At 38.8% G+C, this 25,279-nt stretch carries 19 protein-coding genes and 2 tRNA genes; 11 read left to right on the plus strand and 10 right to left on the minus strand.

The window, feature by feature from the left end; all coding sequences use genetic code 11:
• Positions 1 to 249: 249 nt before the first annotated feature.
• From accC to aroQ, 3 genes are read right to left on the minus strand one after another with little or no spacing between them, the layout of a single operon-like run.
• The gene (gene accC / locus ACYSN2_RS08980) at positions 250 to 1,605 is read right to left on the minus strand and encodes an acetyl-CoA carboxylase biotin carboxylase subunit (RefSeq protein ID WP_461749920.1); all 1,356 of its coding nucleotides are present in this window, start codon (positions 1,603 to 1,605) and stop codon (positions 250 to 252) included.
• Between the two features lie 13 nt (positions 1,606 to 1,618).
• Complete coding sequence (gene accB, locus ACYSN2_RS08985) at positions 1,619 to 2,095, minus strand: acetyl-CoA carboxylase biotin carboxyl carrier protein (protein WP_461749921.1); 477 nt, start codon at positions 2,093 to 2,095, stop codon at positions 1,619 to 1,621.
• Between the two features lie 59 nt (positions 2,096 to 2,154).
• Positions 2,155 to 2,616: a type II 3-dehydroquinate dehydratase gene (aroQ, locus tag ACYSN2_RS08990; protein WP_461749922.1), complete on the minus strand. Its 462-nt coding sequence runs from the start codon at positions 2,614 to 2,616 to the stop codon at positions 2,155 to 2,157.
• Between the two features lie 208 nt (positions 2,617 to 2,824).
• Here aroQ and ACYSN2_RS08995 point away from each other — a divergent pair, with 208 nt between their 5' ends.
• On the plus strand, positions 2,825 to 3,727 hold the full coding sequence (locus ACYSN2_RS08995; protein WP_461749923.1) for a lytic transglycosylase domain-containing protein: 903 nt from the start codon (positions 2,825 to 2,827) through the stop codon (positions 3,725 to 3,727).
• Positions 3,728 to 4,016: 289 nt separating this feature from the next.
• Positions 4,017 to 5,171 carry a mechanosensitive ion channel family protein gene (locus ACYSN2_RS09000; RefSeq protein WP_461749924.1) on the plus strand — a complete coding sequence of 385 codons (1,155 nt, stop codon included), beginning with the start codon at positions 4,017 to 4,019 and terminating at the stop codon, positions 5,169 to 5,171.
• Positions 5,172 to 5,315: 144 nt separating this feature from the next.
• Here ACYSN2_RS09000 and ACYSN2_RS09005 read toward each other — a convergent pair whose 3' ends face one another.
• On the minus strand, positions 5,316 to 6,023 hold the full coding sequence (locus ACYSN2_RS09005; protein WP_461749925.1) for a UTRA domain-containing protein: 708 nt from the start codon (positions 6,021 to 6,023) through the stop codon (positions 5,316 to 5,318).
• A gap of 382 nt (positions 6,024 to 6,405) precedes the next feature.
• Here ACYSN2_RS09005 and hutU point away from each other — a divergent pair, with 382 nt between their 5' ends.
• From hutU to ACYSN2_RS09045, 8 genes are all read left to right on the plus strand, one after another.
• Positions 6,406 to 8,073 (plus strand): urocanate hydratase, encoded by a 1,668-nt coding sequence (gene hutU / locus ACYSN2_RS09010; RefSeq protein ID WP_461749926.1) that lies wholly within the window; start codon positions 6,406 to 6,408, stop codon positions 8,071 to 8,073.
• Positions 8,074 to 8,319: 246 nt separating this feature from the next.
• A complete protein-coding gene (gene hutI / locus ACYSN2_RS09015) occupies positions 8,320 to 9,558 on the plus strand; it encodes an imidazolonepropionase (RefSeq protein ID WP_461749927.1) in 1,239 nt (412 codons plus the stop codon).
• A gap of 384 nt (positions 9,559 to 9,942) precedes the next feature.
• The gene (gene hutH / locus ACYSN2_RS09020; RefSeq protein ID WP_461749928.1) at positions 9,943 to 11,481 is read left to right on the plus strand and encodes a histidine ammonia-lyase; all 1,539 of its coding nucleotides are present in this window, start codon (positions 9,943 to 9,945) and stop codon (positions 11,479 to 11,481) included.
• 125 nt (positions 11,482 to 11,606) lie between these two features.
• A complete protein-coding gene (locus tag ACYSN2_RS09025) occupies positions 11,607 to 12,998 on the plus strand; it encodes an amino acid permease (protein WP_461749929.1) in 1,392 nt (463 codons plus the stop codon).
• Positions 12,999 to 13,340: 342 nt separating this feature from the next.
• Positions 13,341 to 14,618 (plus strand): MFS transporter, encoded by a 1,278-nt coding sequence (locus tag ACYSN2_RS09030; RefSeq protein ID WP_461749930.1) that lies wholly within the window; start codon positions 13,341 to 13,343, stop codon positions 14,616 to 14,618.
• A 343-nt stretch (positions 14,619 to 14,961) separates the two neighbouring features.
• The gene (locus ACYSN2_RS09035; RefSeq protein ID WP_461749931.1) at positions 14,962 to 16,467 is read left to right on the plus strand and encodes an MBOAT family O-acyltransferase; all 1,506 of its coding nucleotides are present in this window, start codon (positions 14,962 to 14,964) and stop codon (positions 16,465 to 16,467) included.
• Positions 16,468 to 16,477: 10 nt separating this feature from the next.
• Positions 16,478 to 17,692, plus strand: a complete 1,215-nt coding sequence (locus ACYSN2_RS09040) for an SGNH/GDSL hydrolase family protein (RefSeq protein WP_461749932.1) — start codon at positions 16,478 to 16,480, stop codon at positions 17,690 to 17,692.
• 268 nt (positions 17,693 to 17,960) lie between these two features.
• Positions 17,961 to 19,157, plus strand: a complete 1,197-nt coding sequence (locus ACYSN2_RS09045) for a GDSL-type esterase/lipase family protein (protein WP_461749933.1) — start codon at positions 17,961 to 17,963, stop codon at positions 19,155 to 19,157.
• Between the two features lie 502 nt (positions 19,158 to 19,659).
• Here the strand turns inward: ACYSN2_RS09045 and ACYSN2_RS09050 are convergent.
• The 3 genes from ACYSN2_RS09050 to ACYSN2_RS09060 form a co-directional block, all read right to left on the minus strand.
• Positions 19,660 to 19,736, minus strand: a tRNA-Met gene (locus ACYSN2_RS09050).
• Between the two features lie 104 nt (positions 19,737 to 19,840).
• Positions 19,841 to 20,083, minus strand: a complete 243-nt coding sequence (locus ACYSN2_RS09055) for a hypothetical protein (protein ID WP_461749934.1) — start codon at positions 20,081 to 20,083, stop codon at positions 19,841 to 19,843.
• Positions 20,084 to 20,191: 108 nt separating this feature from the next.
• Positions 20,192 to 20,617 (minus strand): SRPBCC family protein, encoded by a 426-nt coding sequence (locus tag ACYSN2_RS09060; protein WP_461749935.1) that lies wholly within the window; start codon positions 20,615 to 20,617, stop codon positions 20,192 to 20,194.
• A gap of 164 nt (positions 20,618 to 20,781) precedes the next feature.
• Here ACYSN2_RS09060 and ACYSN2_RS09065 point away from each other — a divergent pair, with 164 nt between their 5' ends.
• Entirely contained in the window at positions 20,782 to 21,165 is a 384-nt protein-coding gene (locus ACYSN2_RS09065) for a PAS domain-containing protein (protein WP_461749936.1), read from the plus strand.
• Positions 21,166 to 21,313: 148 nt separating this feature from the next.
• On the opposite strand, the gene ACYSN2_RS09070 is transcribed toward ACYSN2_RS09065, so the two are convergent.
• The 3 genes from ACYSN2_RS09070 to mutS all read right to left on the minus strand — a co-directional run bounded on the left by ACYSN2_RS09070 (position 21,314) and on the right by mutS (position 25,115).
• Positions 21,314 to 21,397: transfer RNA gene (locus ACYSN2_RS09070), tRNA-Leu, on the minus strand.
• A gap of 86 nt (positions 21,398 to 21,483) precedes the next feature.
• Entirely contained in the window at positions 21,484 to 22,263 is a 780-nt protein-coding gene (locus ACYSN2_RS09075; RefSeq protein ID WP_461749937.1) for an alpha/beta fold hydrolase, read from the minus strand.
• 173 nt (positions 22,264 to 22,436) lie between these two features.
• The gene (mutS, locus tag ACYSN2_RS09080; protein ID WP_461749938.1) at positions 22,437 to 25,115 is read right to left on the minus strand and encodes a DNA mismatch repair protein MutS; all 2,679 of its coding nucleotides are present in this window, start codon (positions 25,113 to 25,115) and stop codon (positions 22,437 to 22,439) included.
• Positions 25,116 to 25,279: the final 164 nt, after the last annotated feature.

Here is a 25,279-nt window from a genome sequence, read left to right on the forward strand (position 1 = left end):
TTCAAGGGTAAGATGTGAATAATGCGACATAATTCAACTCCGGGAAGGGATGGATAATGGAGCATTGTCACATCTTACTTCCGTTTCAGATAGTTAAAAAGTGTCGCACTTCATACTTGGATCTAAGCACTATAAGTAGCTGTAAAAATGCAGTTTATAAATTCTGGTTAAAAAGAAAGCCACAAATCAATATTTGTGGCTTTTACGTTTGTGTTTTATTAAATAATCACATGATTATATTTAATGATATTAAGCAGTAACTTTGCTCTCTTTTAACATTTTCTCAAGGTGATGGATATCCATACCACCTTTTAAGAATGTTGGATCATTAAGGATTTTCAAATGAAGTTCCGCATTTGTATTGATGCCTTCAATCACTAACTCATGAAGTGCATTTTTTAATCTGCCAATTGCCATCTCGCGAGTAGGCGCATAAGCGATGATTTTTGCGATCATTGAATCGTAGAAAGGAGGAACAGCATAGCCCGCATAGATATGGGTATCAATACGGATTCCAGGGCCACCTGGTGGATGATATGTTGTAATCATGCCTGGTGATGGAATAAATGTTTCATGATGCTCTGCATTAATACGGCATTCAATAGCATGACCTTCAAACTTGATATCTTCTTGTTTGATGGTTAACGGCATGCCACTTGCAATTTTAAGCTGCTCACGAACAAGGTCGATTCCTGTGATCATCTCAGTAATAGGATGTTCAACTTGAATACGGGTATTCATCTCAATAAAGAAGAATTCTCCATTTTCATAAAGGAATTCAAATGTTCCTGCACCACGATAGTTAATGCGTTTACACGCTTCAACACACGCTTCTCCAATACGTGTACGCTCTTCCGGCGTAATTTCAGGAGCCGGCGCTTCTTCAAGAACTTTCTGGTGACGGCGTTGCAATGAGCAATCACGCTCTCCTAAGTGAATTGCATTTCCTTGACCATCTGCCAAGATTTGCACTTCAATATGGCGCGGTTTTTGTAAATAACGCTCCATATATACTTCAGGATTACCAAATGCCGCAAGCGCTTCTGCCTTTGTAAGCTCGATAGAGCGAAGAAGATCTTTCTCAGATTCAACAACGCGCATTCCACGTCCGCCGCCGCCGCCTGAAGCTTTAACGATGACAGGATAACCAACTTCACGAGCTAAAAGGATATTTGCATCTGCATCATCTGTTAAGGCATCATCAGAACCTGGAACACATGGAACGCCTGCTTCAATCATTGCTTTTTTCGCAGAAACTTTATCACCCATAATACGGATGGTTTCAGCTTTAGGGCCAATGAACATGAAGCCTGAATTTTCCGCACGTTCAGCAAAGTCAGCATTTTCTGCTAAGAAGCCGTAACCAGGATGAATGGCATCTGCATTTGTAAGTTCAGCTGCTGCAATAATGCTAGGAATATTGAGGTAGCTTAAACCTGGTGCCGGAGGACCAATACAAACAGACTCATCCGCAAGGCGAACGTGTTTTAAATCTTTATCACCGGTTGAGTGAACTGCAACAGTTTGAATTCCAAGCTCTTTACAAGCTCTTAGAATACGGAGTGCAATTTCTCCACGGTTTGCTATTAATACTTTTTTTAACATCTCGAATTGCTCCTTATGCAAGGATCATTAGAGGTTGATCAAACTCTACAGGTTCACCATTTTCAACTAAGAATTTAACTACTTTCCCTGAAAGTTCTGACTCGATTTGGTTGAACATTTTCATCGCTTCGATGATGCAAACAACGTCGCCAGTATTGATTTGTTGATCCACTTCTGCAAATGCCGCTGAAGTAGGAGATGCCGCACGGTAGAAAGTTCCTACCATTGGTGAACGAACAATTTTACCTGATAATTCTGCCGGTGCAGCTTCAGGAGCTGCTGTTGTTGCAACTGATGGCATTTGAACATTTGCTTGCGGCGCTGGAGCTGCTTGCATTTGTGGCATCATTGGCATTTGGCCAGTGAATACTTGAGTTTCTTTAGGAAAACGACTAATACGGAGTGATTCTTCACCGTCAGTAATCTCGATTTCATCAATTGAGGATTTATCAATGAGTTCTACGAGTTTTTCGATTTCTTTAATATCCATTAAGATTTGCTCCTATTTGAAAAATGTAAGGAGATTCCGAAGGGGAATCTCCTTATGATCTATTTGCTAGAGATTATATTCGTAATATTAAGTAGTGCAAGTTCATATCCATAAAGACCACAACCAACTATCACACCTTTTGAAATATCTGATAGATAGGAAGTATGTCTAAATGTCTCCCGTTGATACACATTTGAGATATGTATTTCAACAAAAGGAACATCCACTCCTAAAAAAGCATCCCGAATAGCAACGCTAGTATGAGTAAAAGCGCCGGGATTAATGATAATTCCGGCAATGTTATCTGTTTTAGCCTGGTGAATCGCATCTACGATTTCGTATTCACGATTACTTTGCAGGGTTTGTAAATCAAAACCAAGCGTTTGAGATTTTTTAATCAGGTGTTCTTCAAGCATTTCTAAGGTTGTGTGGCCATATATTTCAGGTTCTCTCAACCCTAGGAGATTTAAGTTAACACCGTTAATTAAAAGGATTTTTTTGCGATTTTTCTGGCTTGTCATGAGGGCTATTTTACCGCATTATCTATAAGAATGTTTAAATATTCTCTTATACCACGGGTATCGAATTATCGGGCATTTTTAATTTGAAAATATTATATATCTATCAGAGATATTTAGTAAATTTATGATGGATATATAAAAAATAAAGGAGTTTTTTTGTTCATCTTGGGATATAATCCTTTTGTGTTCAATAATGTGAATGATTAGGATGATTAAAAAGCAAGCTTGTGATTTAAAGTTAAAATTAGGCGTTTCTTTGTGCGTATTAGTCTCTTCAGTGTTCTCTTGGAGTTTTAGCAAGAGCATTGATAGAGTGAATCCACAAGAGATGTTGTTGTCGACAAAGTTATCAAATGGAATGCAGATCAGCGATAAAAATCATGCTCGTGTTAAGGAGATGATTCATAATTTTGAAACTAAAAATTCAGCGATTTTTACGCATTTAGATGAGAATGGATTAGTTGTTTTCAACTATGTGGTAAAAGAGTTAGAACGTCGCAATATGCCGCTAGAAATAGCTTTCGTTCCGTTAGTGGAGAGTGGCTATAAACCGAATGCTCGTAATGGCTTACATATCGGGTTGTGGCAATTAGGAAAACCAACCGCGGAAACATTTGGTGTACGAGTAACAAAAGAGTCTGATGGCAGACTCGATTTAGTAAGAGCTACTGAAGCCGCATTAGATTATTTAGAATATTTAAATAAGCGTTTTGATGGCGATTGGTTATTAACGTTAGCTGCCTACAATGCAGGAGAGGGTAGAGTCCTTCGAAGCATGAAGAAAAATAGAGATGCTGGTAAGCCAGATGACTATTGGAATATTGAACTTCCTGAAATTACCAGAGCTTATATTCCCAAGGTTTTAGCGTTATCAGAATTAGCTTTGGAAAAAGAGATGTTTGCTGTGCCTGTGGTGGAAATACCCGAAATTGTGGCAGTAAAATCTAATAATAAAGGAAAACTATTAGGTTCCTTTAAAAAGCAAGGAATTCAGAAAGATACAATAGACTACTTTAATCCATCAGATATCTATACTAGAGACGGATCATCTGTCATAATTATGCTTAAAGATATTGTATCTTTAGCAGATTCAACGGCATATCAATTTTAAGAAAGAGTGTATATCTTACATATCAGCTAATAGATACTTTGTTGATAGTTGTTTTAGTGAAAATCGAAAATAGATAGTGTTTACATGATGTATCACTATCTATTTTTTTGTCCGTTGTTTCGGGGGAAATCAAAAGGATTGATGATTTACTCATGATAGTGATACTTAAAGTAGGAATATAGATTAGAATAAATGAAGATTTTACTGTAGATATTCAGCATATTCTTCACGCTATTTAAATAGTAATGGTTCTATGGATGGAATAAATTTGAAAAAGGAATATTTCTAAATGACAGATCCTATGATGATAAAATATGGTATAGGAATGGCGCTTTTCGGCGGATTTATGTTGATGAGCATACTTTTTTACTTTGTTGCTAAAAAGCATACTTTGGGTAAAAAAGGTATTATTTTTCATTTCCTTTTAGGTGGAACGCTGTATGCAGGAGTTATCGTTTTCACTAACTACCTCGAAATGGCCTTAAAAGAATTTCACATTAAGTTTATTTCAGTAGAAACAATTAATTATATTCAAACGCTTTTGTTCGCATTAATTGCTATTAAAATCTTATTCTTTTTTGCAAATGGCTTAGAAGAGGTTCAGATTAAAAAAGGGGCAGATAAAACTTCAGCAAGGTTTATCACACGAGTTTTAAAAATCACTATTTTTATTAGTGTTGTTCTACTTTTTGGTGAACATTTTGGTTTAAGTCTATCAGGACTCATGACCTTTGGAGGGATTGGTGGAATAGCTTTAGGGTTTGCCAGTCGGGATGTTCTTGGGAATTTTTTCTCCGGCGTGATGCTCTATTTTGATAGACCTTTTGAAATTGGAGATTGGATTAAATCTTCAGATCGAGAAATAGAAGGCATTGTCGTAGAAGTTGGTTGGCGAATGACAAAGATCATGACATTTCAAAATAGACCGCTCTATATTCCAAATTCTCTTTTTTCATCCATTACGATTGAAAATCCAGGACGAATGACAAATCGATGCATCGATGTTGTATTAGGTCTTCGCTGTGAAGATGCTAGTAAAATGTCGACGATTATTGATGAGCTTCGATCGATGTTGCGAAGTAGTGATAAAATTGATCAGACTCAAGATTTATTAGTAAACTTCAATGCGTTTGCTGATTCTTCTTTGAATATTATGGTCCATTGTTTTACGAAAACAGTAAAGTGGGAAGAGTGGTTAGAGGCTCAACAAGAGATCTTTTTTTCGATGATTGAAATTATTCAAAAGCATGGTGCGGACTTAGCGTATCCAACAGAAACGCTTAACGTTAATAATGATCAAAATCCTTTTTTAATTGCACAAACTGCTGATAATACAGCGCAAGTTCAAGTGTCTACAGACTCAATAGTTTCGAAAGAATCAACAGTGAATACGGCAAAAAATAGCTCTGATTCTGTAGGGAATAATACTCAAAATCCTGAATAGGAAGTATCGGTGTTGAGGCGATTGTTTCGATAACTTCTATATTTATAGAACTATAGGAGTTGAAAACATGTAAAGGCGCTTATTACGAGAGTAGTAAGCGCCTTTTGATGGTAAATAGTATGATTATGATGCCGAGGAAGATTATTAGGAAGAATAATTTCTACCAAAGAAGTATTTGTATCGCATTCCCGGCGCTAAAAATGAGGAAACACTAATGATATTATGTTTATCCCACGTTCTTCTTGAAATATAAAGACAAGGTTCACCTTCAGAGATCTCAAGGAGTTTTGCATATTGAGATGTGCAAGCGATAGCTTCTATTGCCTGTTCCATTCGGCTTAAACCGTGTTTCTCAAGCAAGTAGCCCGTCGGTGTGTATTGCGTAAAATCTTGATCAATAAACTCAGGTACAAAGATGGGGTTGATATAACGATTTTCTAAAATTAGGGGTAACCCATTCTCATAGTGAATGAGTTGACAATAGTAAACCTTAGCACCTGTATGAATCCCTAATCCTAATGCAGTCACATCATCCGCAGGAGTGCTCTTTTGCGCTAAGACTTTTACGGCATATTGATTACCGCGTTCTAGTACTTCTTTTTTAATATCCCCAATATTTGCCGGAGATGTGGCTGATTTTTGTCCTGTGACAAATGTACCTTTCCCCGCGGTTCTTGTAAGAACATTTTGTGTCGTTAAATCATTAACCGCACGATTTACTGTCATTCTGCTCACACCAAATTTTTCCGACAATTCTAATTCTGTAGGAATTTGAGAGCCAGGAGGGTACTCGCCAGAGGCAATGCTGTTAAGTAGATAATTTTTAATGCTTTTAAATTTTGGAATAGCCATAAGCAGACGTCTTATTGAAAAGTAATTTTGAAGATAGAAGCTAATAAGCATCTAAATGTATAATTATTTGGGAGTAACTGATAGAGGATTCTATCATGCCGTTATAGGGCTTTGAAGTGAAAGTTTTCTTAAAAACCCTGATAATTGCTTGATTATAAATGGATTATCAATGTATTAATACGATAATACTAATAATATCAATATGTTAATTTATCTATACTTAATATAAAAAACACTTGCCATAATCAAAAAAACATGGTTAATTACATACATTGCTTTAACAAATGTATATACATTTGCAGCAAAAGATGAATTTAAATACTGAGAAGAATGAAACGATCTTAGTAGATATCGATAAAAAGAGCTAGAGGAGTTAATTACTATGTCACATCGTACAGATAATAGCCGTGTTATTCGTTCACCTAAAGGGGATCAGCTTACTTGTAAGAGCTGGCAAACAGAAGCTGTTTACAGAATGCTTCAAAATAACTTAGATCCAGAAGTTGCAGAGCATCCAAAAAGCTTAGTTGTTTACGGCGGCATCGGAAGAGCAGCGAGAGATTGGGAATGCTTTGATAAGATTTTGGAAGTGCTCAAAAATCTTGAAGATCATGAAACGTTATTAGTGCAATCAGGAAAACCTGTCGGTGTTTTTGAAACGCATAAAGATGCGCCAAGAGTCTTAATTGCGAACTCGAATATCGTACCGCATTGGGCAACTTGGGAAAAATTCCATGAATTAGACCAAAAAGGTTTAATGATGTACGGACAAATGACCGCAGGTTCTTGGATCTACATCGGCTCGCAAGGAATTGTTCAAGGAACGTATGAAACATTTGTTGCGGCAGCGAAACAGCATTTTAATGGCGATCCATCAGGTCGTTGGGTGCTTACCGGCGGTTTAGGCGGAATGGGTGGCGCGCAACCTTTAGCGGCAACAATGGCGGGATTCAATACCATTGCTGTCGATTGCGATGAAACACGCATTGATTTCAGATTGAAAACTCGTTATGTCGATAAAAAAGCAAAAACGTTAGATGAAGCATTAGAGCTCTTAGAACTTGCGAAAAAAGAAGGAAAGCCAACGTCTATCGGGCTTTTAGGTAATGCCGCAGATATCTTTACAGAATTAGTAGAAAGAGGCATTACGCCGGATGTTGTGACAGACCAAACAAGTGCACATGACCCGATTAATGGTTACTTACCATCAGGCTGGACAATGGAAGAGTGGCTAGAGAAGCGCACCTCAAATCCAGCTGAAGTAGAGCGTGAAGCAAGAAAAAGCATGGCAAAACAAGTGAGAGCAATGCTAGAGCTTCAAAAACGTGGCGCAGCAACATTTGACTATGGAAACAATATTCGCCAAATGGCACTTGAAGAAGGTGTTGAAAATGCCTTTGATTTCCCAGGATTTGTACCGGCATATATTCGCCCACTTTTCTGTGAAGGAACAGGACCTTTCCGCTGGGTAGCATTATCAGGGGATCCTGAAGATATCTACAAAACAGACCAAAAAGTAAAAGAGCTGATTCCAGATAATCCACATCTTCATAATTGGTTAGATATGGCGCGTGACCGTATTGAATTCCAAGGATTGCCGGCGCGTATCTGCTGGGTTGGATTGAAAGATCGTCAAAGATTAGGTTTAGCATTTAATGAAATGGTTCGTAATGGCGAATTGAAAGCGCCGATTGTGATTGGCCGAGATCATTTAGACTCAGGATCAGTCGCTTCTCCTAACCGTGAAACAGAATCCATGAAAGATGGATCAGATGCAGTTTCAGATTGGCCATTACTCAACGCATTATTGAATACTGCTGGCGGTGCAACATGGGTTTCTTTGCATCATGGTGGTGGTGTTGGTATGGGCTTCTCACAGCATTCAGGAGTTGTTATCCTCTGTGATGGTTCTGAAGATGCCGATAAACGTGTTGCAAGAGTATTAAGAAATGACCCAGCTACAGGTGTGATGCGTCATGCGGATGCAGGTTATGAAATTGCAATTAACTGTGCAAAAGAGCAAGGACTTAACCTACCGATGATTAAGTAAAAAACTTGTAATACATTGAAAATAGTAGGAAGTACTGCTGGAAAAGCTCAATAGTTTAATGTTGGTTTTGATAGCAGTACTTTTTGCATTTTACGTTTATGTTCAGCAACGACTTAATAAATGCTTCATAAAATAACGAAGAACGAATGAAAAGGATGGAATACAAATCCTTTTATAAAAGATAAAAGATGAGATCTTTATAAGATACTATTTCTTTATTAATCACGATAACGATGAGGATAAAATATGAGTCAATCATTTCATGCAATTAAAGGACTTACCATTTGGAGAGGTGCTAAGATTGCGACTATGGATTCATCTTTAACGCAAGATTATGGATTGCTTGAAGGATATGATCTACTTACAAAAGATCAAGAAATTGTGGCTCTATTGGAAGAAGGGAGTTATGAAATGCCTGAGGATGCGCTCATTCATCAGGTAGATGATCTTCTGATTACTCCAGGATTTATAGATTGTCATACCCATATTGTCTTTGGGGGGAATCGTGCAAAAGAATGGGAACTTCGTCAAAATGGTGTTCCTTATGCAGAAATTTCTACAAATGGCGGTGGGATTAACTCTACGGTAAAAAATACACGAGAAGCTACTTTTAATGAGCTATATGATAGAGCTTATCCAAGAATGGCGGCATTGGCAGAAGATGGTGTCACAACCTTAGAATCAAAAACAGGTTATGGTCTGAATTTAGAAAGTGAGAGAAAACAGCTCGCTGTTTCTAAAAAGCTGGGTGAAACGTATCCCATTGAAGTTGTCCCAACATTACTTTCAGCGCATGCAATTCCCTTAGAATACAAAGATCGCGGCGATGAGTACATCGATCTTGTTTGCCAAGAAATCCTTCCGACTTTATGGGCAGAAAAGAGCTTTGAAGCAGTGGATGTGTTTTGCGAATCCGTAGGATTTACATTAGAGCAGACTAAAAAGGTATTTGAAGCGGCAAAAGCACTTCATATTCCGGTAAAAGGGCATATGGAGCAGATGTCTAACTTGGGTGGAAGTGAGCTTATTGCCCAATATAATGGGCTATCAGTTGATCATATTGAGTTTTTGGATGAAACTGCGATTCAAGCGATCTCTCAATCAGGAACGGTTGCAACATTATTACCACTTGCTTACTACTTTTTACGAGAAACACAGAAACCACCCATTGAGTTGCTAAGACAATATAACGTTCCGATGGCAATTTCTACAGATTACAATCCTGGCACAAGTCCATTTACATCATTAAGACTAGCGATGAATGCAGCATGTGTACTGTTTGGATTAACGCCACAAGAGGTAATGGCTGGCGTAACAAGAAATGCGGCAAAGGCACTGAATAGAGAAAATAGTCATGGACAAATTCGAGCAGGATTTGTCGCAAACTTTGTCGTTTGGGATGTCGTAGATCCTGTAGAGATATTCTATGAAGTGGGATATAACCCACTAGTTCATCGTGTATTTGAAGGAAATATTACGCATTAATACTTCTGAAAATATTCATAGAATGAATGTTTTTATTCATTAAATCCTCATTCATGCATGACAGAACATTGAATGAGGAAATCTTAAATCAGATATCGATCATATACCGATTATATATAAATCATGTGGCATGAAAGATGATGATTTAAGAGCATCAGAATTCTAAGAGTTGATCAGGATGATTTTCTCATAACATATTTTAAAACCCTAAGAAACATAGGAGATGATCTTGGGAGATGGGGTTTATTCACTTTTTTTATTAAAAAGCACCTATCGAAACGTATCAATGATCTCATATAAAAATGAGTAAAAGATCGTGATACCCCAATTGCATTATTAAAAAATTAGATTATTACAATTAATTATCTCGAAGAGGAATAGAATATGACAATGATAAAAATTGATGGAAACTCTCTTACATTGGAAGATATTGTCAATGTTGCAAGACATCATTATCAAATTGAATTAACAGCAGAAGCGATTAGTGAAGTTGAGAAATCTCGTGAATATGTGGATCAATTGGTTGACTCTGGCGAAGTTGTATACGGTATTACCACAGGGTTTGGGAATTTTAGTAATGTTCATATTTCTAAAGATGAAGCAAAAGAGCTTCAAAGAAATCTCATTATTAGCCACTCTTGCGGTATTGGTAATACGTTTAGTAAAGAAATTGTTCGCGCGATTATGCTCCTTCGCATTAATAACTTGGCGAAAGGTTTCTCTGGCATTCGTCTATGCACTTTAAATACCTTAATTGAACTTCTAAATAAAGGTGTTCATCCGCGTATTTATGAGAAAGGTTCTTTAGGCGCAAGTGGCGATTTAGTGCCGTTAGCGCATATGGTTTTACCAATGCTTGGGGAAGGAGAAGCGGAATTTGAAGGCGAAATGCTTGCAGGTTCTGAAGCAATGAAACGTGCCGGTATTGAACCATTAGAGCTTACATCGAAAGAAGGGTTGGCGCTGATTAATGGCACACAAGTCATGACGGCGGTGGGCGCTTTAACGGTATACGATTCGATTCAACTTCTAAAAGCCAATGATATCGCTACAAGCTTAACGATTGAGGCATTGAATGGCATTACCGATCCGTTTATTCCCGAACTTCATGCGCTTCGTCCGCATCCAGGGCAGGGAATTGTTGCTGAGAATCTTTTAAAGCTTCTTAAAAATAGTGAAAGAACCACGCGACAAGGCGATCTTCGTGTTCAAGATGCTTATTCGCTTCGCTGTGCGCCGCAAATTCAAGGTGCGAGCCATGACGCCATTGATTTTGTGAAATCTCGTGTGGAGATTGAAATTAACTCGGTAACCGATAACCCGATTATTCTTCGTGATAAAAACATGGGAATTTCCGGTGGCCATTTCCACGGGCAACCAATGGCACTTGCATTCGATTTCCTAGGAATCGCTTTAGCCGAGATTGCGAACGTGAGTGAAAGACGCATCGAGCGATTAGTGAATCCGGCGCTTAATAATGATTTACCGGCATTTCTAACGGAAAATGGTGGTCTTCATTCAGGGTATATGATTGTGCAATATGCGGCAGCTTCTCTTGTTTCAGAGAATAAAGTGCTTGCGCATCCTGCGAGTGTGGATTCTATTCCCTCATCAGCCAACCAGGAAGATCATGTCAGTATGGGAACGATCGCGGCACGTAAAGCTAAAGATATCTTTAATAACGCAAAATCTGTCGTTGGTATGGAACTAATGCTTGCTTGCCAAGCAATTGACTTGAATAAATCTGATGCAAATAAGGCTTTAGGCGTCGGAACAAAGGTTGCATATGATAGTATTCGTGAGCTTATTCCTGCATTAGAAGCAGATCGAATTACCTATATTGATATGCATAAAGCGATTGATCTTATTAATCATGATTTTATTGTAAAAGTTGAATCAGCCTTAGGCGATAAGCTTCGTTAATCGCTTAACAATTTAAATAGGATGATAGGTGCGAAGACTTGTTCGCACCTAATAATACAAGGAGTTTAGGAATGGCACTTATTGAATAAAAATTTAGATCTATAAGATCGAAAGGGGGTTTTACTATGGCCACACAACAATTAAAAAAAGGCCTTACAACACGGCATGTTCTTTTTATAGGATTAGGATCAGCAGTAGGAACAGGGCTTTTCTATGGCTCTGCGAATGCAATCCAACTTGCCGGACCTGCTGTTTTATTGGCATATTTAATTTCCGGTATTGCCGTATTTATGGTGATGCGAGCGCTCGGCGAGATGATTATGCATCAGGCATTACCCGGAGCATTTGGGGCATATGCCACTAAATATTTAGGTCCTTTGCCGGGATATATTACGGGTTGGACGTATGTCATTGAGATGGCGCTTGTTTGTATTGCCGATGTTACAGCATTTGCAATCTATATGGGGCTTTGGTATCCCGATGTCGAGCCGTGGGTTTGGGCACTTGGAATTACCATCTTATTATGTGGTATTAATCTTTGTACCGTAAAGCTCTTTGGAGAATTAGGTTTCTGGTTATCTTTACTGAAAGTAGTTGCGATTGTTGTCATGATCGTTGCCGGTGGTTACATTTTATTATCGGGGATGGAGTTATCAACGGATGGTAGTGCAGAAAGCTCTATCAGTAATCTCTGGAGCCATGGTGGATTTATGGCGAATGGCTGGCACGGCGTGATTATCTCGTTTAGTGTGGTTGTTTTTGCCTTTGGAGGTGTAGAAACCTTGGGATTAACGGCATTAGAAGCGAAAGATCCTGAAAAAGTAATTCCAATGGCCATTAATGTTGTACCTGTACAAATTCTACTATTCTATTTTTTAGCAATGTTAGTGCTGCTTTCACTTTTTCCATGGAATCAAATAGGGTTACAAGGAAGTCCGTTCGTGACAATATTTAGCGGTTTAGGAATAGAATCTGCAGCGAATATTTTAAATCTAGTTGTGATTACGGCGGCAGTTTCAGCGATTAATAGTGATATTTTTGGCGCCGGAAGAATGATGTATGGTTTATCAAAACAAGGACAAGCTCCGAAAATTTATAGCCAGCTCTCTAAAAATGGTGTTCCTATTTATTCTGTAGGCGCAATGTTCTTTGTTCTTATTTTGGGCGTAGTATTAAACTATTTCTTCCCAAAACATCTATTTTTTGTCATTGCGGCAATGGCAACATTTGCAACCGTTTGGGTTTGGTTGACGGTACTATTATCTCAAGTTGCAATGCGTAGAACACTTTCAGCAGAAGAGGCAAAAGAGCTCAAATTCCCGATTCCTTTTTGGCCTGTAGGACCTGCAATTGCAATCGCATTTATGGTTTTTGTAATAGGTGTTTTAGGATATTACGAACCTGCAAGAAGCGCCTTATATGCCGGTGTTGTATGGCTTATTTGGTTGGTGCTCGTTTATTATGTATGGACAAAACCCCAAATGTTAAAACGAAAAGCGGCAGGAGAATTTGACTAGATCATAACAGACAAAACCATTCTTCAGCATGAGTGTATAAAAATGAAAAAAGATCAAATCTATTTCCAAGATTTGATCTTTTTTTATTTTTTTCAATAGAAACTATCCCTATGTTTTTGAAAATAATGAGTTTTAAGTACTATCAAGTTTTTTTGTGTATAGTAAATAAAACGCTGTAATTACAATTTAGTAGTAATTTTGGTTGTGTTTTAAATTTATGAAAATAAGAACTGTACACGTTATTTTAAACAGGTTTAAATTTTTATTTAAAAATAGGAGGATTGCATTTATTTGCTTATCAAAAACAAAAAATAAACTAATGACCAAATAAGGAGGGGAATTATGTTTAAAGTTTCTAAGTACGACAATAAAAAGACAAGAATTAAAAATGTTGTAGGCATTACGATGGGGAATGCAATAGAGTTTTATGACTTTGGTATATATACAGTTTTTGCAGTTCTTCTAGGGCGATTATATTTTCCCGCTGAAAGTGAGTTTGTAAAGTTACTATTATCTTTTGCTACATTAGGGGTTGGTTTTGTTTCTCGACCGCTAGGGGCTATATTTCTTGGGCTTTATTCGGATAAATATGGGAGAAAACCAGCGCTTCTTTTGACATTATCACTGATGGCATTGTCGATTATTATTTTTATACTTACTCCAACCTATCAAGCAATTGGGGTTTTAGCGCCTATACTTATTATTTTTGCTAGATTGCTACAAGGATTTTCATTAGGTGGTGAGTTGGGATCCTCGACAGCAATGTTGATGGAGTACGCGGATAATAATAGTCGAGGATTTTATGGTAGTTGGCAGATGTTTGGGCAAAGCTTTAGTCAGTTGCTTGCTGCACTTATTGGTGGGGTGCTCGGGATATTATTGCCAATAGAGGCACTGGAGCTTTGGGGCTGGCGTGCGGCATTTGCGGTTGGTTTGATTATTATTCCTATAGCGCTTTATATTCGCCGAAATCTTCCTGAAACATTAGATGTTGAAAACGTGAAAGGAAAAGAGATATTACGGGAGTTATTTCAAAAGAAAGTAAAGTTGTTAATAGCAGGTATTTTACTTATCCTTGGGATTACCGCCCCAACGTACATTATAGGATTTTATATGGCAAATTATTCTACTTCTCAATTAGGGATGGAGTTTAAATATGCTGTTTGGGGGATTACAACAACAGGAATTGTGCAAGCAGTTTTAGCTCCTTTTATGGGAAAGTTGACTGATAAAATAGGTCGCAAGACTATGATTTTTTGGGGCAGGCTTGCAACTATTATTTTGATCTATCCTGCTTTTTTAATATTGAATCAATATCCAGAACCCACAGTCCTAATAATCATTGTAGGTATATTGTCAATATTTTTATCAGTAAATGGCGTGGCGAGTATCGTCATGTGTGCCGAAATTTTTCCGAGTAGAATTCGAGCAACAGGACTATCTATTTCTTACGGATTTTCCGTGATGATATTTGGAGGTTTTGCACAGTTTTTTGTGACTTTGCTCCTTGAGTGGACGCATAATCCATTATCACCATCGTTTTATGTTATAGGAACTGTTTTAATTAGCATGTTAGTTTTATTTTTGGTTCCAGAGACTTCTGGGAAAGAGTTAGAGTAGAAATATTAGTATCGATAGAATAATTTAGAATGGGTAAGCTATACAATGTTGCTACAAATAGGTGTTGGCTTACCCTATCTGATGCTTGGATGTTGATAATAATGACCGATGGGGGATTCTTGCTGACCAAAATAAGAGGATATTTAATATAAGTATGCTTTTGATTACGAATCAAATACTTTGCTTGAAACTCAATCTTAAATCCGTAAAATGAGCGATTCATCTGAATGAATCAAGGATGATTGTTTGAAGCTGAAAGCCATTTAAAATGGAAGAAATGCAAATTGAGCATTCAAATTGCATATTATTAAAAATTATCAAAATCGATAAGTAAGGTTGCATTGTGAGTTATCTATCAATAGAGTTTTCGGCAATATTTGTGCTTTTCTTTCTGTTTTATTGGAGCTTTAGGTCTTCTGTTGGGATTCAAAACCTGATTTTACTTATCAGTAGCTACCTGATTGTCGGGTTATTTAATATTAACTTTGCGCTGATATTGGGAAGTTATACTGTTGCCATTTACTTGCTTTCGAGCTGTATTATATACAGCTTATGGCCGAAATTATGGCTTGTGATCTCCGTATTTGTGGCGATTGGGAATCTAGCGGTTTATAAATATTTCAACTTTTTCGCACCGCAAGTACAACATCAGCTTAGTGAATTTGGCATTGATTTAACGTTGCCTATTGCCGAGATTATTTTGCCCATTGGAATCTCTTTTTATACCTTCCATTCGATGAGCTATTTGGTTTCTGTTTATGAAAGAGTAGTGGATCAGAAGCAGGTTGGATTGCCGGAAGATCAGTGGCGTGGAATTGCGCCTGTGAGCTTTTTTGACTTTGCACTTTTTCTCTCATTTTTCCCAAGTATTATTGCTGGCCCTATTAATCGAGCGAATGTGTTTCTGCCACAAATTCAAGCAACAAGTCCAAGAAATGTGATTGAACCACACCGCGCGTTTATGTTGATTATTCTCGCAGTGATTAAAGTCTATTGGCTGAGCGCATTTTTCTCACAAGCCTTTGTGAAGCCGGTTTTCGATAACCCAAGTGAACATCATACGGTTGAGCTTATCTTAGGAGTTTATGCTTATGCCGTAGAAATATACTTAAACTTCTCAGGATATACGGATTTAGTGACGGGAATTGCGCTGTTACTTGGTTTTAAATTGCCGATAAACTTTAATGCGCCATATTTAGCAACGAGCTTGAAAGAGTTCTGGAATCGCTGGCATATCAGTCTTTCTACATGGATTCGGGATTATATCTATTTTCCTTTAGGCGGAAATCGTAAAGGATTTTCACGTACGCAAGTGAATGTCATGATCGGTATGATTTTGTCGGGATTATGGCACGGAGAAACTCTGAACTTTCTTATCTGGGGCGCAATTCATGGCATCGGCGTTGTATTTTTGAATATTAAAGATGAGTTCAAAGAGCGAAGACTTCTTCGGAAAGGAATGGCAAGAGCTCATGTGAAAGTGATAATGCGAAAAGAGAGCATTGGCTGGCGGAAATATCTCTTTCGCTTTTTAACCTTCAACTATGTCTGTTTAGGTTGGCTCTTCTTTAGAAGCGAGAGTTTCGATGATTCTATGGCATATATTACGGCGCTCTATCGTAACTTTGGCGATATCACGCTCTATTACGAACCGCTTGGGATTTTGGCGCTGTTAATGATTGCGATATTTGTGATCTATCCGCTTCTTACAAAATTGCCGGCGCTGTTTGTGAACGTCACGAAAAAAATCCCGTTTTTACTATTGCCGGCAATTTACGTTGCCATTTTATGGATCGTGATCTATTTAGCACCTTCCGGCATTCCACAATTTATCTATGCAAGTTTCTAAGGAGAGAATAATGTCGAAATTAAAAGTGGCGTATATTCTGCTTCTCACGCTTGCCGGTATTTTCTTTCTATACCGAGAATCCATCAACGTCTATTGGGCGCAAACATATCATGAAGAATCGCCGTTAGTATCGATTGAGCAATGGGGCGAATCCGTTCTTGAGGAGTATGGTTTAGTTAAAAATGGCTCGAAAGAAGATTTGGTAGATGATTTGGAATATCGCACGGAGATTATTTCACAAGAAGGAATTAAAGAAGCGGATCGACTCTTTGCTAGAAGCTATCAAAATACGGCAGATCAGAAAGAAGATCATCATGCTAATAATCAGGGCGTAGAAGGGAAAGAAGTATTCGACGAGAATGATCCAATTGCGAATAGAGAGATTGGTGCTGATGTTAAGCAGGATGTTGCGCCTGAAGTGTTTATTTACGGCCCTGAAATTCCGCAGTTGCCAAGTGATGTGATTGTCACTGCCGGTGATAAGCTCTTTTTTGTGGGCGATTCCTTAATGCAAGGCGTTGCGCCAAGAGTTCGTCAATCCCTTCATAAGTCTGAAAATATTGATGGCGTTGATCTGAGTAAGCAGAGCACAGGGCTTGCGTATCCGAAATTTTATAACTGGCCACAAGTGGTTGCAGATACGTTGAGCAAGGATAAGGATATCAAAGCAGTTGTGGTCTATATGGGTGCAAATGATCCTTGGGATTTTCCGGTGCCGGGAAGAAAGCAATATTTACGCTTTAAAAGTGCAGATTGGGAGCGCGCATATCGTGAGCGAGTTCAGAAGATTTTACTATCCGCACATCAATATGATTTGCCGGTGATTTGGCTCGGCGCACCGTGTATGCGAAAGGATAAACTGCATCAATCGATGGTGTATCTCAATACGATTTATCAATCCGAGATGGAAAAGTTCAATGGGCATTACATTCCTACGAACGATATTTTAGGTTGTAGCGATGAAGAATATAGCGCTTATGTGGAAACCGAAGAGGGAAATCGAAAGGTTCGAACGAACGATGGAATTCACTTTACGGTCGCAGGGCAAAGATTAATTGCCGAGAGAATCATTGAAGAATTGACCATTGAACGGGAAGAAGTTGAAGAGATAGAAGCGGAAGTGATTGAGGCCGAAGAAGCGAGAGAATCTTCAGAAAAGCTGGAAGCACCTAAGCTTGAGCTATTATCGGAAACGGAAACTTTCAATGAAGAATCAACGCATTAAAAGTGTAAATAACTCGCTTTTAAATAAGATAGAGCTAAAATGCTCGATTGAAAATAAACATGGAAATAAGTTATAAAAATCAATTATTAAGATGTTCCTAGATTGTTCTTGGATTGGTTTTAGTTGGTTTTAGAAAATGCCTGAATATTCGATTGGATGCTTAATATGGATCGAATAGTTAGGTTGAATAAGTAGATTGAATAGAATTTTATGAGATTATGTGCTCACCATTGCAATATGAGCTTCTATAAATAGATAAGGGAATAGAATGAAAGTATTAAAAAATGGCGTAATGATGATGGTTGCGCTATTACTCGCAGCATGTAGCGCAGATGATATGAGCGATTATCAGCGAGATGTCGGTCCCGGCATTACGGATTTTGGTGAACGCAATACAGAACAGCTCAGAGCGAAAATGCAGATGATTGCGCAAGGCGGCAATGAAGTTGTGAAGATCACGCAATTTGGGGATTCGCATAGCGCCGCTGATCTCTTTACCGGCGCACTGAGAGATTCTTTACAAAGCCGATTAGGAAATGCCGGCATTGGTTGGGTAACGCCGATGAATGTTCGAGGGCAGCGAAATGCTGAAGTACGTTGGAAGAGCGGAAATTGGGAGTTATCTAGTAGTAGATCGACAAGTGACTTGGATTTTCCGATGGGCGGATATATTGCAAAACCCACAAGAGTTGGCGGCTATATTGACGTAACGCTCGCAAATCCTGAGAAAAGTCATGATCTTTGGGATATTAAAATGGTTCTGAAAGCGCGGGGTAGCGAAGATATTTCCATTACGAATGATATTGGACGTCTGAATCTCACAAATTCCATGAGTGGCATCGGGCGTTGGCAAACAATGGATTTCAGAACGCCGATGCCGTTTAGAATTATGGCGAATGATCGTAATGTCGAGCTTGGCGGAATATGGTTACAGCAGAGTAACCGAGCGGGCGCAATTGTCTCTTCTATTGCGACAAATGGCGCACAGCTTGCGATTTGGAATCGCTGGTCACCGGAATGGCTTGCAGAATTACGTACTACCCAAAGTGATCTCGTCATTTTAGAATATGGCACGAATGAAGCCTTTAACGAGATTTTCGATATTCAGGATTATAAGCAGAATCTCATCGATAGTATTCGTAATGTGCGAATGCAGTTACCGAATGCCGCAATTCTTCTAATGAGTCCGCCAGATGCGTTATTACGTGATGCAAATGGCAGTTGCGTAGATCGTATGCCGCCATCTTATCGAGCGGTAAAAGAAGTGCAATATTCCGTAGCAAGATCAGAGCGATTACTCTATTGGGATTGGCAAAAAGCAATGGGCGGGCAGTGTAGTATTGAGAAGTGGGAAAGAGAAGAACTTGCCGGCAAAGATAAAGTGCATTTAACTTCTAAAGGCTATCAAGTAAGCGCAAGAATGTTCTACCGAGATTTAATGAGCTTTGTAGGTTTGTCGCAATAATCAATCATAGATAAATTCGGAATATAAATTCGTCATAGAAAAGTTAAAAGATCATCTTCATAAACTGAGATGATCTTTTTTATTACCGGCAATTTTATGATGGGCAATATCAATATTATTGTCATTTTTCTTTACTGAAAACTTTAAAAAGAATGAATACTGCTGGCACGAGATTTACAAAAAGCTGCAAGCATTCGATCCAGCGATGAATCAGCCTCTGTTTAGTAATGGAGTTTTTTAAATCGATTTCACTATATTAATCGTCATTTTGGTTTAAATGATTTAAACGGTTTAAAACTCTAAAAAGGATTAACAGTGCTGGCACGGGATCTTGAGAAGAATGCAAACATTCGACCCAGCGATGAATCAGCTTCTATTTATAGTTGAACTTTCTTAAATCATCACTAAGATTCATTCTATTATTAATTAATGCTTGTTTTGGCTCAGAGAAGCAAAACCGATAGACGTAAAAAAAGCTCGTTAAATAACGAGCTTTTGAATGTGGTTGCGGGGGCTGGATTTGAACCAACGACCTTCGGGTTATGAGCCCGACGAGCTACCAGACTGCTCCACCCCGCGTTAATGAAGTAGCCATACTATAGAGTTTTTGAATAAACACAAGCACTATTTACAAAAAATGATAAATAAGTGCAGAAATTCACGTTTTTGCGCAAAATTGATCCTTAATCGTCACTTCCAATAGCACCGGCAGGAATTTCTCCTGATTTTGCTAATACGACTAATTTTCCAAAATCCCCAGTTTCTTCATCATATTCTTGAGATACCGCAATCACGCCGGCGCGTATCTCGGCAAATTTTTCCGCTCGGTGAATCGCTTCATCTGCATTGCTGCATTGAATTGGCGTATCAGTAATGAGTTGAGAACCTTGTTTTGTGAAAGTCTGAACGATATAAGCTGTTTTCATGATCATTCCTTTATTTGTGTTTTATAGTAATCGGATTACGTTGCTTAATATCCCCATAATTGCTTGTTTTCGCAATAGGAAAGAGCAGTTTATTTATCTGAATCTGTATTATTGATGGCTGAGTTTTTCAGCAGATGATTTTAGACCTGAAAGCGATTTTGGTAAGCCTTTTTGGATTTGCTTTCCAATAATTTTTCCAAATAAAGGACTTAAAATTCCCGAAAAACTAACTCGATGAATCACATTCATGAGGTTGTCTTGGATAGGAATGATTTCATGCTCAAATGTGATTTTACAAAGGGGAAGATTACTCGTAACAGTAAATGATCGGTTATCTTTTACATCAGCAAGATAGATTTTAGACTTAGGGCCTTTTAGGGGTTTTAAAAATCCTGAAGAACCTGTTGAAAAACTTCCGGTAATAGCGGAAGCTTCAACTTCATCGTCCCATTGATTCCAATTAGAAATATCTCTATATAGTGCAAATATAGCTTCTTTAGATGATGCTATGTGAATCGATTCTTGAAAAGACATGCAATGATTTCCTTCATAAAAGTATGCGTTAATGATTAATTAGAATATGCGTTTTATTATAATTATAGATTGTGCAAAAAATCTAATTAGAATTATGATAGAAAATAAACGATAGACTATTTTCTAAATAGTTTATATCAGTAAAACTGAAAAGGAGTCACGATATGAAGGATTATGAGCTTTCAGAACAGATTATAGAGCAGATGAATGATGCATTAATTTTTGCAGATCTTGCCGGCAATATTCAAAGGTGGAATGGCGCTGCAACACGTATATTTGGTTTTACAAAAGAAGACGCTATCGGCGAAAGTCTGAATATTATTATTCCAGAAAAGATCCGAAAAGCGCATTGGCAAGGTTTTGAAAGAGCCATTCAAAGCGGCAACTTACAATTATCCGGCAATCCCACATTAACAAGAGCGCTTCATAAGGACGATACTCGAAAAATCTATGTGGAAATGAGCTTTTCATTAGTGGTAGATACAGATGGAAAAGTCATCGGCAGCATTGCGGTTGCGAGAGATGTGACGGGGAAGATTGGGAAATAACCACTAAAATCAGAAAGAATTTGGGAATAAAGAAGCTCATAGAGTTTCATTAAAAGGGAGAAGTAAAAATAAAGCGTTTCTTTTGTGTCCCTTGGAATAAAAAAGAAGCCTGTAATCTATTGATATACAGGCTTTTTTAAATTAAAAATGGTACCGAAGAAGAGACTCGAACTCTTACGCCTTTCAGCAGGGGATTTTGAATCCCCCGTGTCTACCATTCCACCACTCCGGCTTAGGGTTGCTATTCTATGAGCTTTAGGGCTTTTCTGTCAATGAAAAAATGGTCTATTTTGCGATTTGAGTATTTAAAGTGCGATTTTAAACATTTTTGTTTAAAAATTTCAAAATCGCTCTAATGACAGAATCGGTCTTTTGTGCGTGTACCCAATGACCTGCGCCGGCAATGACAACGGCGGAAGCATTTGGCAATTGCGCTTGGATACCTGCTTGATATTCTCTTGTGACGTAAGGGGAATCGCCACCGATAATAAAGAATGCTTCGCCTTTCCATGCAGGAATGATTTGCCAGCCGGAAACAGCTTGATATTCAGCATCTAATGCCGAAACATTAAAGCGCCATGCGCCATTTCGGAAAGATTTGAGGAGAAATTGAATGACGAAATCTCCTTCCGTAATATATTCCGCCATGAGTTCAGCGGCTTGCCGGCGATCGGTAATCTCTTGGCTTTCCACCGCTTTAAGAGCGCTCAGGATTTCATCATGCCGGCGCACCTTGTATGAAACCGGTGCAACATCAATAATAATGAGCTTTTCCACACGATCAGGAATCAGCTTTGTTACGGTCATTACCGCTTTTCCGCCCATGGAATGACCGATGAGAATCACTTTATCGATGTTCAGATGATCGAGCAATCGCACGATATCTTCAGCCATCACATCATAATTCATCACATCATTGTGAAATGATTCTCCGTGATTTCTCGCATCAATTTGGATGGTTGTATATTCGTCCAATCCTCGTGCAATCATGCCGAGATTATTCATATCGCCGAATAATCCATGCATTAGTAGAATCGGAGTGGAATGTTTTTCAACCTCCGGCGTTGTGATTTTGTAATTGAGTAATGGTGTTGTCATGGTGATGTAATCTCGGGAGTTATTTTGAAAGTGATCTATTTGAATGTGTTTTAATCTCTGTAAAGGGCTGACTCATAGCGGGATATTATGTTTGCATACTTATTGGAAATTCTCGCCCGCTATTAAAAGTCATTTTTATAATATTGGAATGTACTATCTCTGGCACTAGTTCCTTAACGAAGTTTTTTCTGCCAAGCGTAGATGAGATCGAGCGCCATTCTTGGCGTGAGATCATTGGCATCGATTGCTCTGATTTCCTCTTCCACTTCTGAAGGCATTGCTTCCATGAATAATGGCAGTTCTGCTTGTGGGCTTGGCATTTTTGATGGTTTTGCTGAGGTTGCTTTCTCTGTTTGATTAGCCATTTCTGCCAGTGTTATTGCCGGCATTTCAGTTTTATGAGTTTGCTCTGATGATTGATGTTTTGTGGATGCCGCTAAGAAACTCTGTTCTAATTCAGAGAGTTTTTCTTTCGCTGATTCAATCACTTTTTTCGGAACGCCGGCAAGGGCTGCGACTTGTAAACCGTAGCTTTTTGAAGCGGCGCCGGCTTTGACTTCATGCATGAAAATGATTTCATCTTTGTATTCTACGGCATCAAGGTGAAGATTTTTCACGGTAGAGTAGAGCTCTTCCAGTTCTGTCATTTCAAAGTAATGCGTGGCGAAAATCGTCATCGCTTTTGCCGTTTCTGTGAGATATACGGCAGCGCTCCAAGCGAGGGATAAACCATCGAGCGTGGAGGTTCCTCGCCCAACTTCATCCATTAATACCAAGCTCTGATCGGTTGCGTAATTGAGGATTGTGGCGGTTTCTGTCATCTCCACCATAAAGGTCGATTGCTCGGAGTTAAGATCATCTTGTGCGCCAATTCGAGTAAAAATACGATCAATAGGGCCAAGTTTTGCGCTCTCTGCTGGCACAAATGAGCCAATATGTGCAAGCAGAGCAATGAGCGCTGTTTGGCGCATATAGGTAGATTTACCGCCCATATTTGGTCCTGTCACAATCAGCATATTAGATTCGGGATTAATATGAAGATCATTCGGAATAAACGGACGGGAAAGGGCGCGTTCTACAATCGGATGACGACCTTTCAGGATCTCAATGCCGATCTCTTTGCGAAATTCAGGACGACACCATTGATAACGATTTTTGAGTAATCCAAGAGTAATGAAGATATCAATATTCGCAAGGGCTTCGCTGAGTAATCGAAGCGCCGTTTGATGCGGTTCAATTTTATCTAGAAGCTGATCCCAAAGGAGCTTTTCAAGGGCTAAAGAACGCTCTTTTGCCGAGAGAATTTTGTTTTCAAACTCTTTCAGATCAGGGTAGATATAGCGCTCCACATCTTTAAGGGTTTGCCTGCGAACATATTCTGTCGGCACTTTGTCTGAATGCAGTTTCGAAACTTCAATGTAATAGCCATGAACCCGGTTATACCCCACTTTTAAGGTAGGAATATTGAGGCGTTCACGCTCTTTGGTTTCAAGATTCAGTAAGAACTGATCGCCTTTTGTACTCAGCTCGATGAGCTCATCTAAATTGGCATCGTAACCCACTTTAATCACGCCACCATCTCGAATCAAAAGGGGCGGTTCATCGACGATTGCCGTTTCTAATAGCTCGCAAAGTTCATGTTGTGGTTGAAGCCATTCAAGCCAGAGCGGATTAATCTCGCATAAACGGCTATTTTTAGAAACTTCGGCAACAATTTGTGGCGTATTTTGTAGGATTTTACGAAGCTGTGTTAAATCTCTTGGGCGAGCAGTTTTCAGCACGATTCTTGTCACTAAACGTTCTAAATCGCCGATATTTTGTAACGCTTTGTAGATCGCATCATGATCGCTTTTCGCTTCTAAAGATTCTACAAGATCGAGGCGCTCGTTGAGGATTTTATGATCTCGAAGCGGACGATTTAACCAACGGGAAAGGAGGCGTGAACCCATCGGCGTTTGACATTCATCTAAAAGATCACGAACCGTATTCTCTGTTTCGCCGTAAAGCGTGCGCTCAATTTCTAAGTTCCGGCGCGTTGTCATATCTAAAATCACTGAATCATCAATGGATTCGAGCGTAATTTGATTGATATAACTTAAGGGATCTTTCTGGGTTTCTTTCACATAGGTAAGAAGTGCGCCGGCAACATGAATGCCTAAATGGCTTTTTTCGAGGGAAAAGCCTTGTAAGCTTTGAGTTTTGAAATGCTCACAAAGAAGTGTGTAATTGCGTTCTTGATCAAAATGCCAATCAGGAAATGCCGTAAAGTGACATAAATGACGAATCGCCGGCGGAATAATGGTGGATTCGCTATACACGATTTCAGAAGGCTTAATGCGAAGCAACTCCGCCGTCATCGCATCTTGTGATAATGCCGGCATTAGCGAAAACTCCGCCGCCGCAAGGTTAATCCAAGCGATCAGCCATTTCTCATCGACTTTGAAAATCGCTGCCGTAATGCTGTCGTTTTTAGCATCTAAGAGATAATCATCCGTCAGCGTTCCCGGCGTTAAAATTCGTACCACATCTCGCTCCACAGGACCTTTGCCGGTGACTTCGCCGACTTGCTCACAAATGGCAACGGATTCGCCTTGTTTCAGTAATCTTGCGAGATAGCTTTCTGAGGAATGATGGGGGATTCCCGCCATGGGAATCGGTGCGCCGGCAGAATTTCCACGCTGAGTTAAGGTAATATCGAGGAGTTTCGCGGCTTTTTTGGCATCATCATAAAAGAGCTCATAAAAGTCCCCTAAGCGATAAAAGAGCAGCATGTTGGGGTATCGAGATTTAATTTCCCAATATTGTTGCATCATCGGCGTGTGGGCTTTGAGGTCTTTTGTTATTTCAGTCATGAGGTTTTAGCTTCTTTAACTATTAAGTTTATTAAGTTTCTTAAAAAAATCGTGTAAAATAGCGAGTGTTATGTTTTGAATGTATTGTTTTATAGAGTGTTTTATAGAGTGTTTTATCTGTTTTTATAAATATTTTATAAGGGTTTTATAAGTGCTTTATAGAT

The sequence above is a fragment of the Ignatzschineria sp. LJL83 genome (assembly GCF_054871845.1).

Bases quoted from the DNA above. Each gene is read 5' to 3' on its own strand.
- hutH (WP_461749928.1), top strand. From the start codon at position 9,943: ATGACAATGATAAAAATTGATGGAAACTCTCTTACATTGGAAGATATT.
- ACYSN2_RS09075 (WP_461749937.1), bottom strand. From the start codon at position 22,263: ATGACAACACCATTACTCAATTACAAAATCACAACGCCGGAGGTTGAA.
- aroQ (WP_461749922.1), bottom strand. From the start codon at position 2,616: ATGACAAGCCAGAAAAATCGCAAAAAAATCCTTTTAATTAACGGTGTT.
- ACYSN2_RS09000 (WP_461749924.1), top strand. From the start codon at position 4,017: ATGACAGATCCTATGATGATAAAATATGGTATAGGAATGGCGCTTTTC.
- ACYSN2_RS09045 (WP_461749933.1), top strand. From the start codon at position 17,961: ATGAAAGTATTAAAAAATGGCGTAATGATGATGGTTGCGCTATTACTC.
- hutU (WP_461749926.1), top strand. From the start codon at position 6,406: ATGTCACATCGTACAGATAATAGCCGTGTTATTCGTTCACCTAAAGGG.
- accB (WP_461749921.1), bottom strand. From the start codon at position 2,095: ATGGATATTAAAGAAATCGAAAAACTCGTAGAACTCATTGATAAATCC.
- ACYSN2_RS09060 (WP_461749935.1), bottom strand. From the start codon at position 20,617: ATGTCTTTTCAAGAATCGATTCACATAGCATCATCTAAAGAAGCTATA.
- ACYSN2_RS09040 (WP_461749932.1), top strand. From the start codon at position 16,478: ATGTCGAAATTAAAAGTGGCGTATATTCTGCTTCTCACGCTTGCCGGT.
- mutS (WP_461749938.1), bottom strand. From the start codon at position 25,115: ATGACTGAAATAACAAAAGACCTCAAAGCCCACACGCCGATGATGCAA.
- ACYSN2_RS09030 (WP_461749930.1), top strand. From the start codon at position 13,341: ATGTTTAAAGTTTCTAAGTACGACAATAAAAAGACAAGAATTAAAAAT.
- ACYSN2_RS09055 (WP_461749934.1), bottom strand. From the start codon at position 20,083: ATGAAAACAGCTTATATCGTTCAGACTTTCACAAAACAAGGTTCTCAA.
- accC (WP_461749920.1), bottom strand. From the start codon at position 1,605: ATGTTAAAAAAAGTATTAATAGCAAACCGTGGAGAAATTGCACTCCGT.
- ACYSN2_RS08995 (WP_461749923.1), top strand. From the start codon at position 2,825: ATGATTAAAAAGCAAGCTTGTGATTTAAAGTTAAAATTAGGCGTTTCT.
- hutI (WP_461749927.1), top strand. From the start codon at position 8,320: ATGAGTCAATCATTTCATGCAATTAAAGGACTTACCATTTGGAGAGGT.
- ACYSN2_RS09005 (WP_461749925.1), bottom strand. From the start codon at position 6,023: ATGGCTATTCCAAAATTTAAAAGCATTAAAAATTATCTACTTAACAGC.
- ACYSN2_RS09065 (WP_461749936.1), top strand. From the start codon at position 20,782: ATGAAGGATTATGAGCTTTCAGAACAGATTATAGAGCAGATGAATGAT.
- ACYSN2_RS09025 (WP_461749929.1), top strand. From the start codon at position 11,607: ATGGCCACACAACAATTAAAAAAAGGCCTTACAACACGGCATGTTCTT.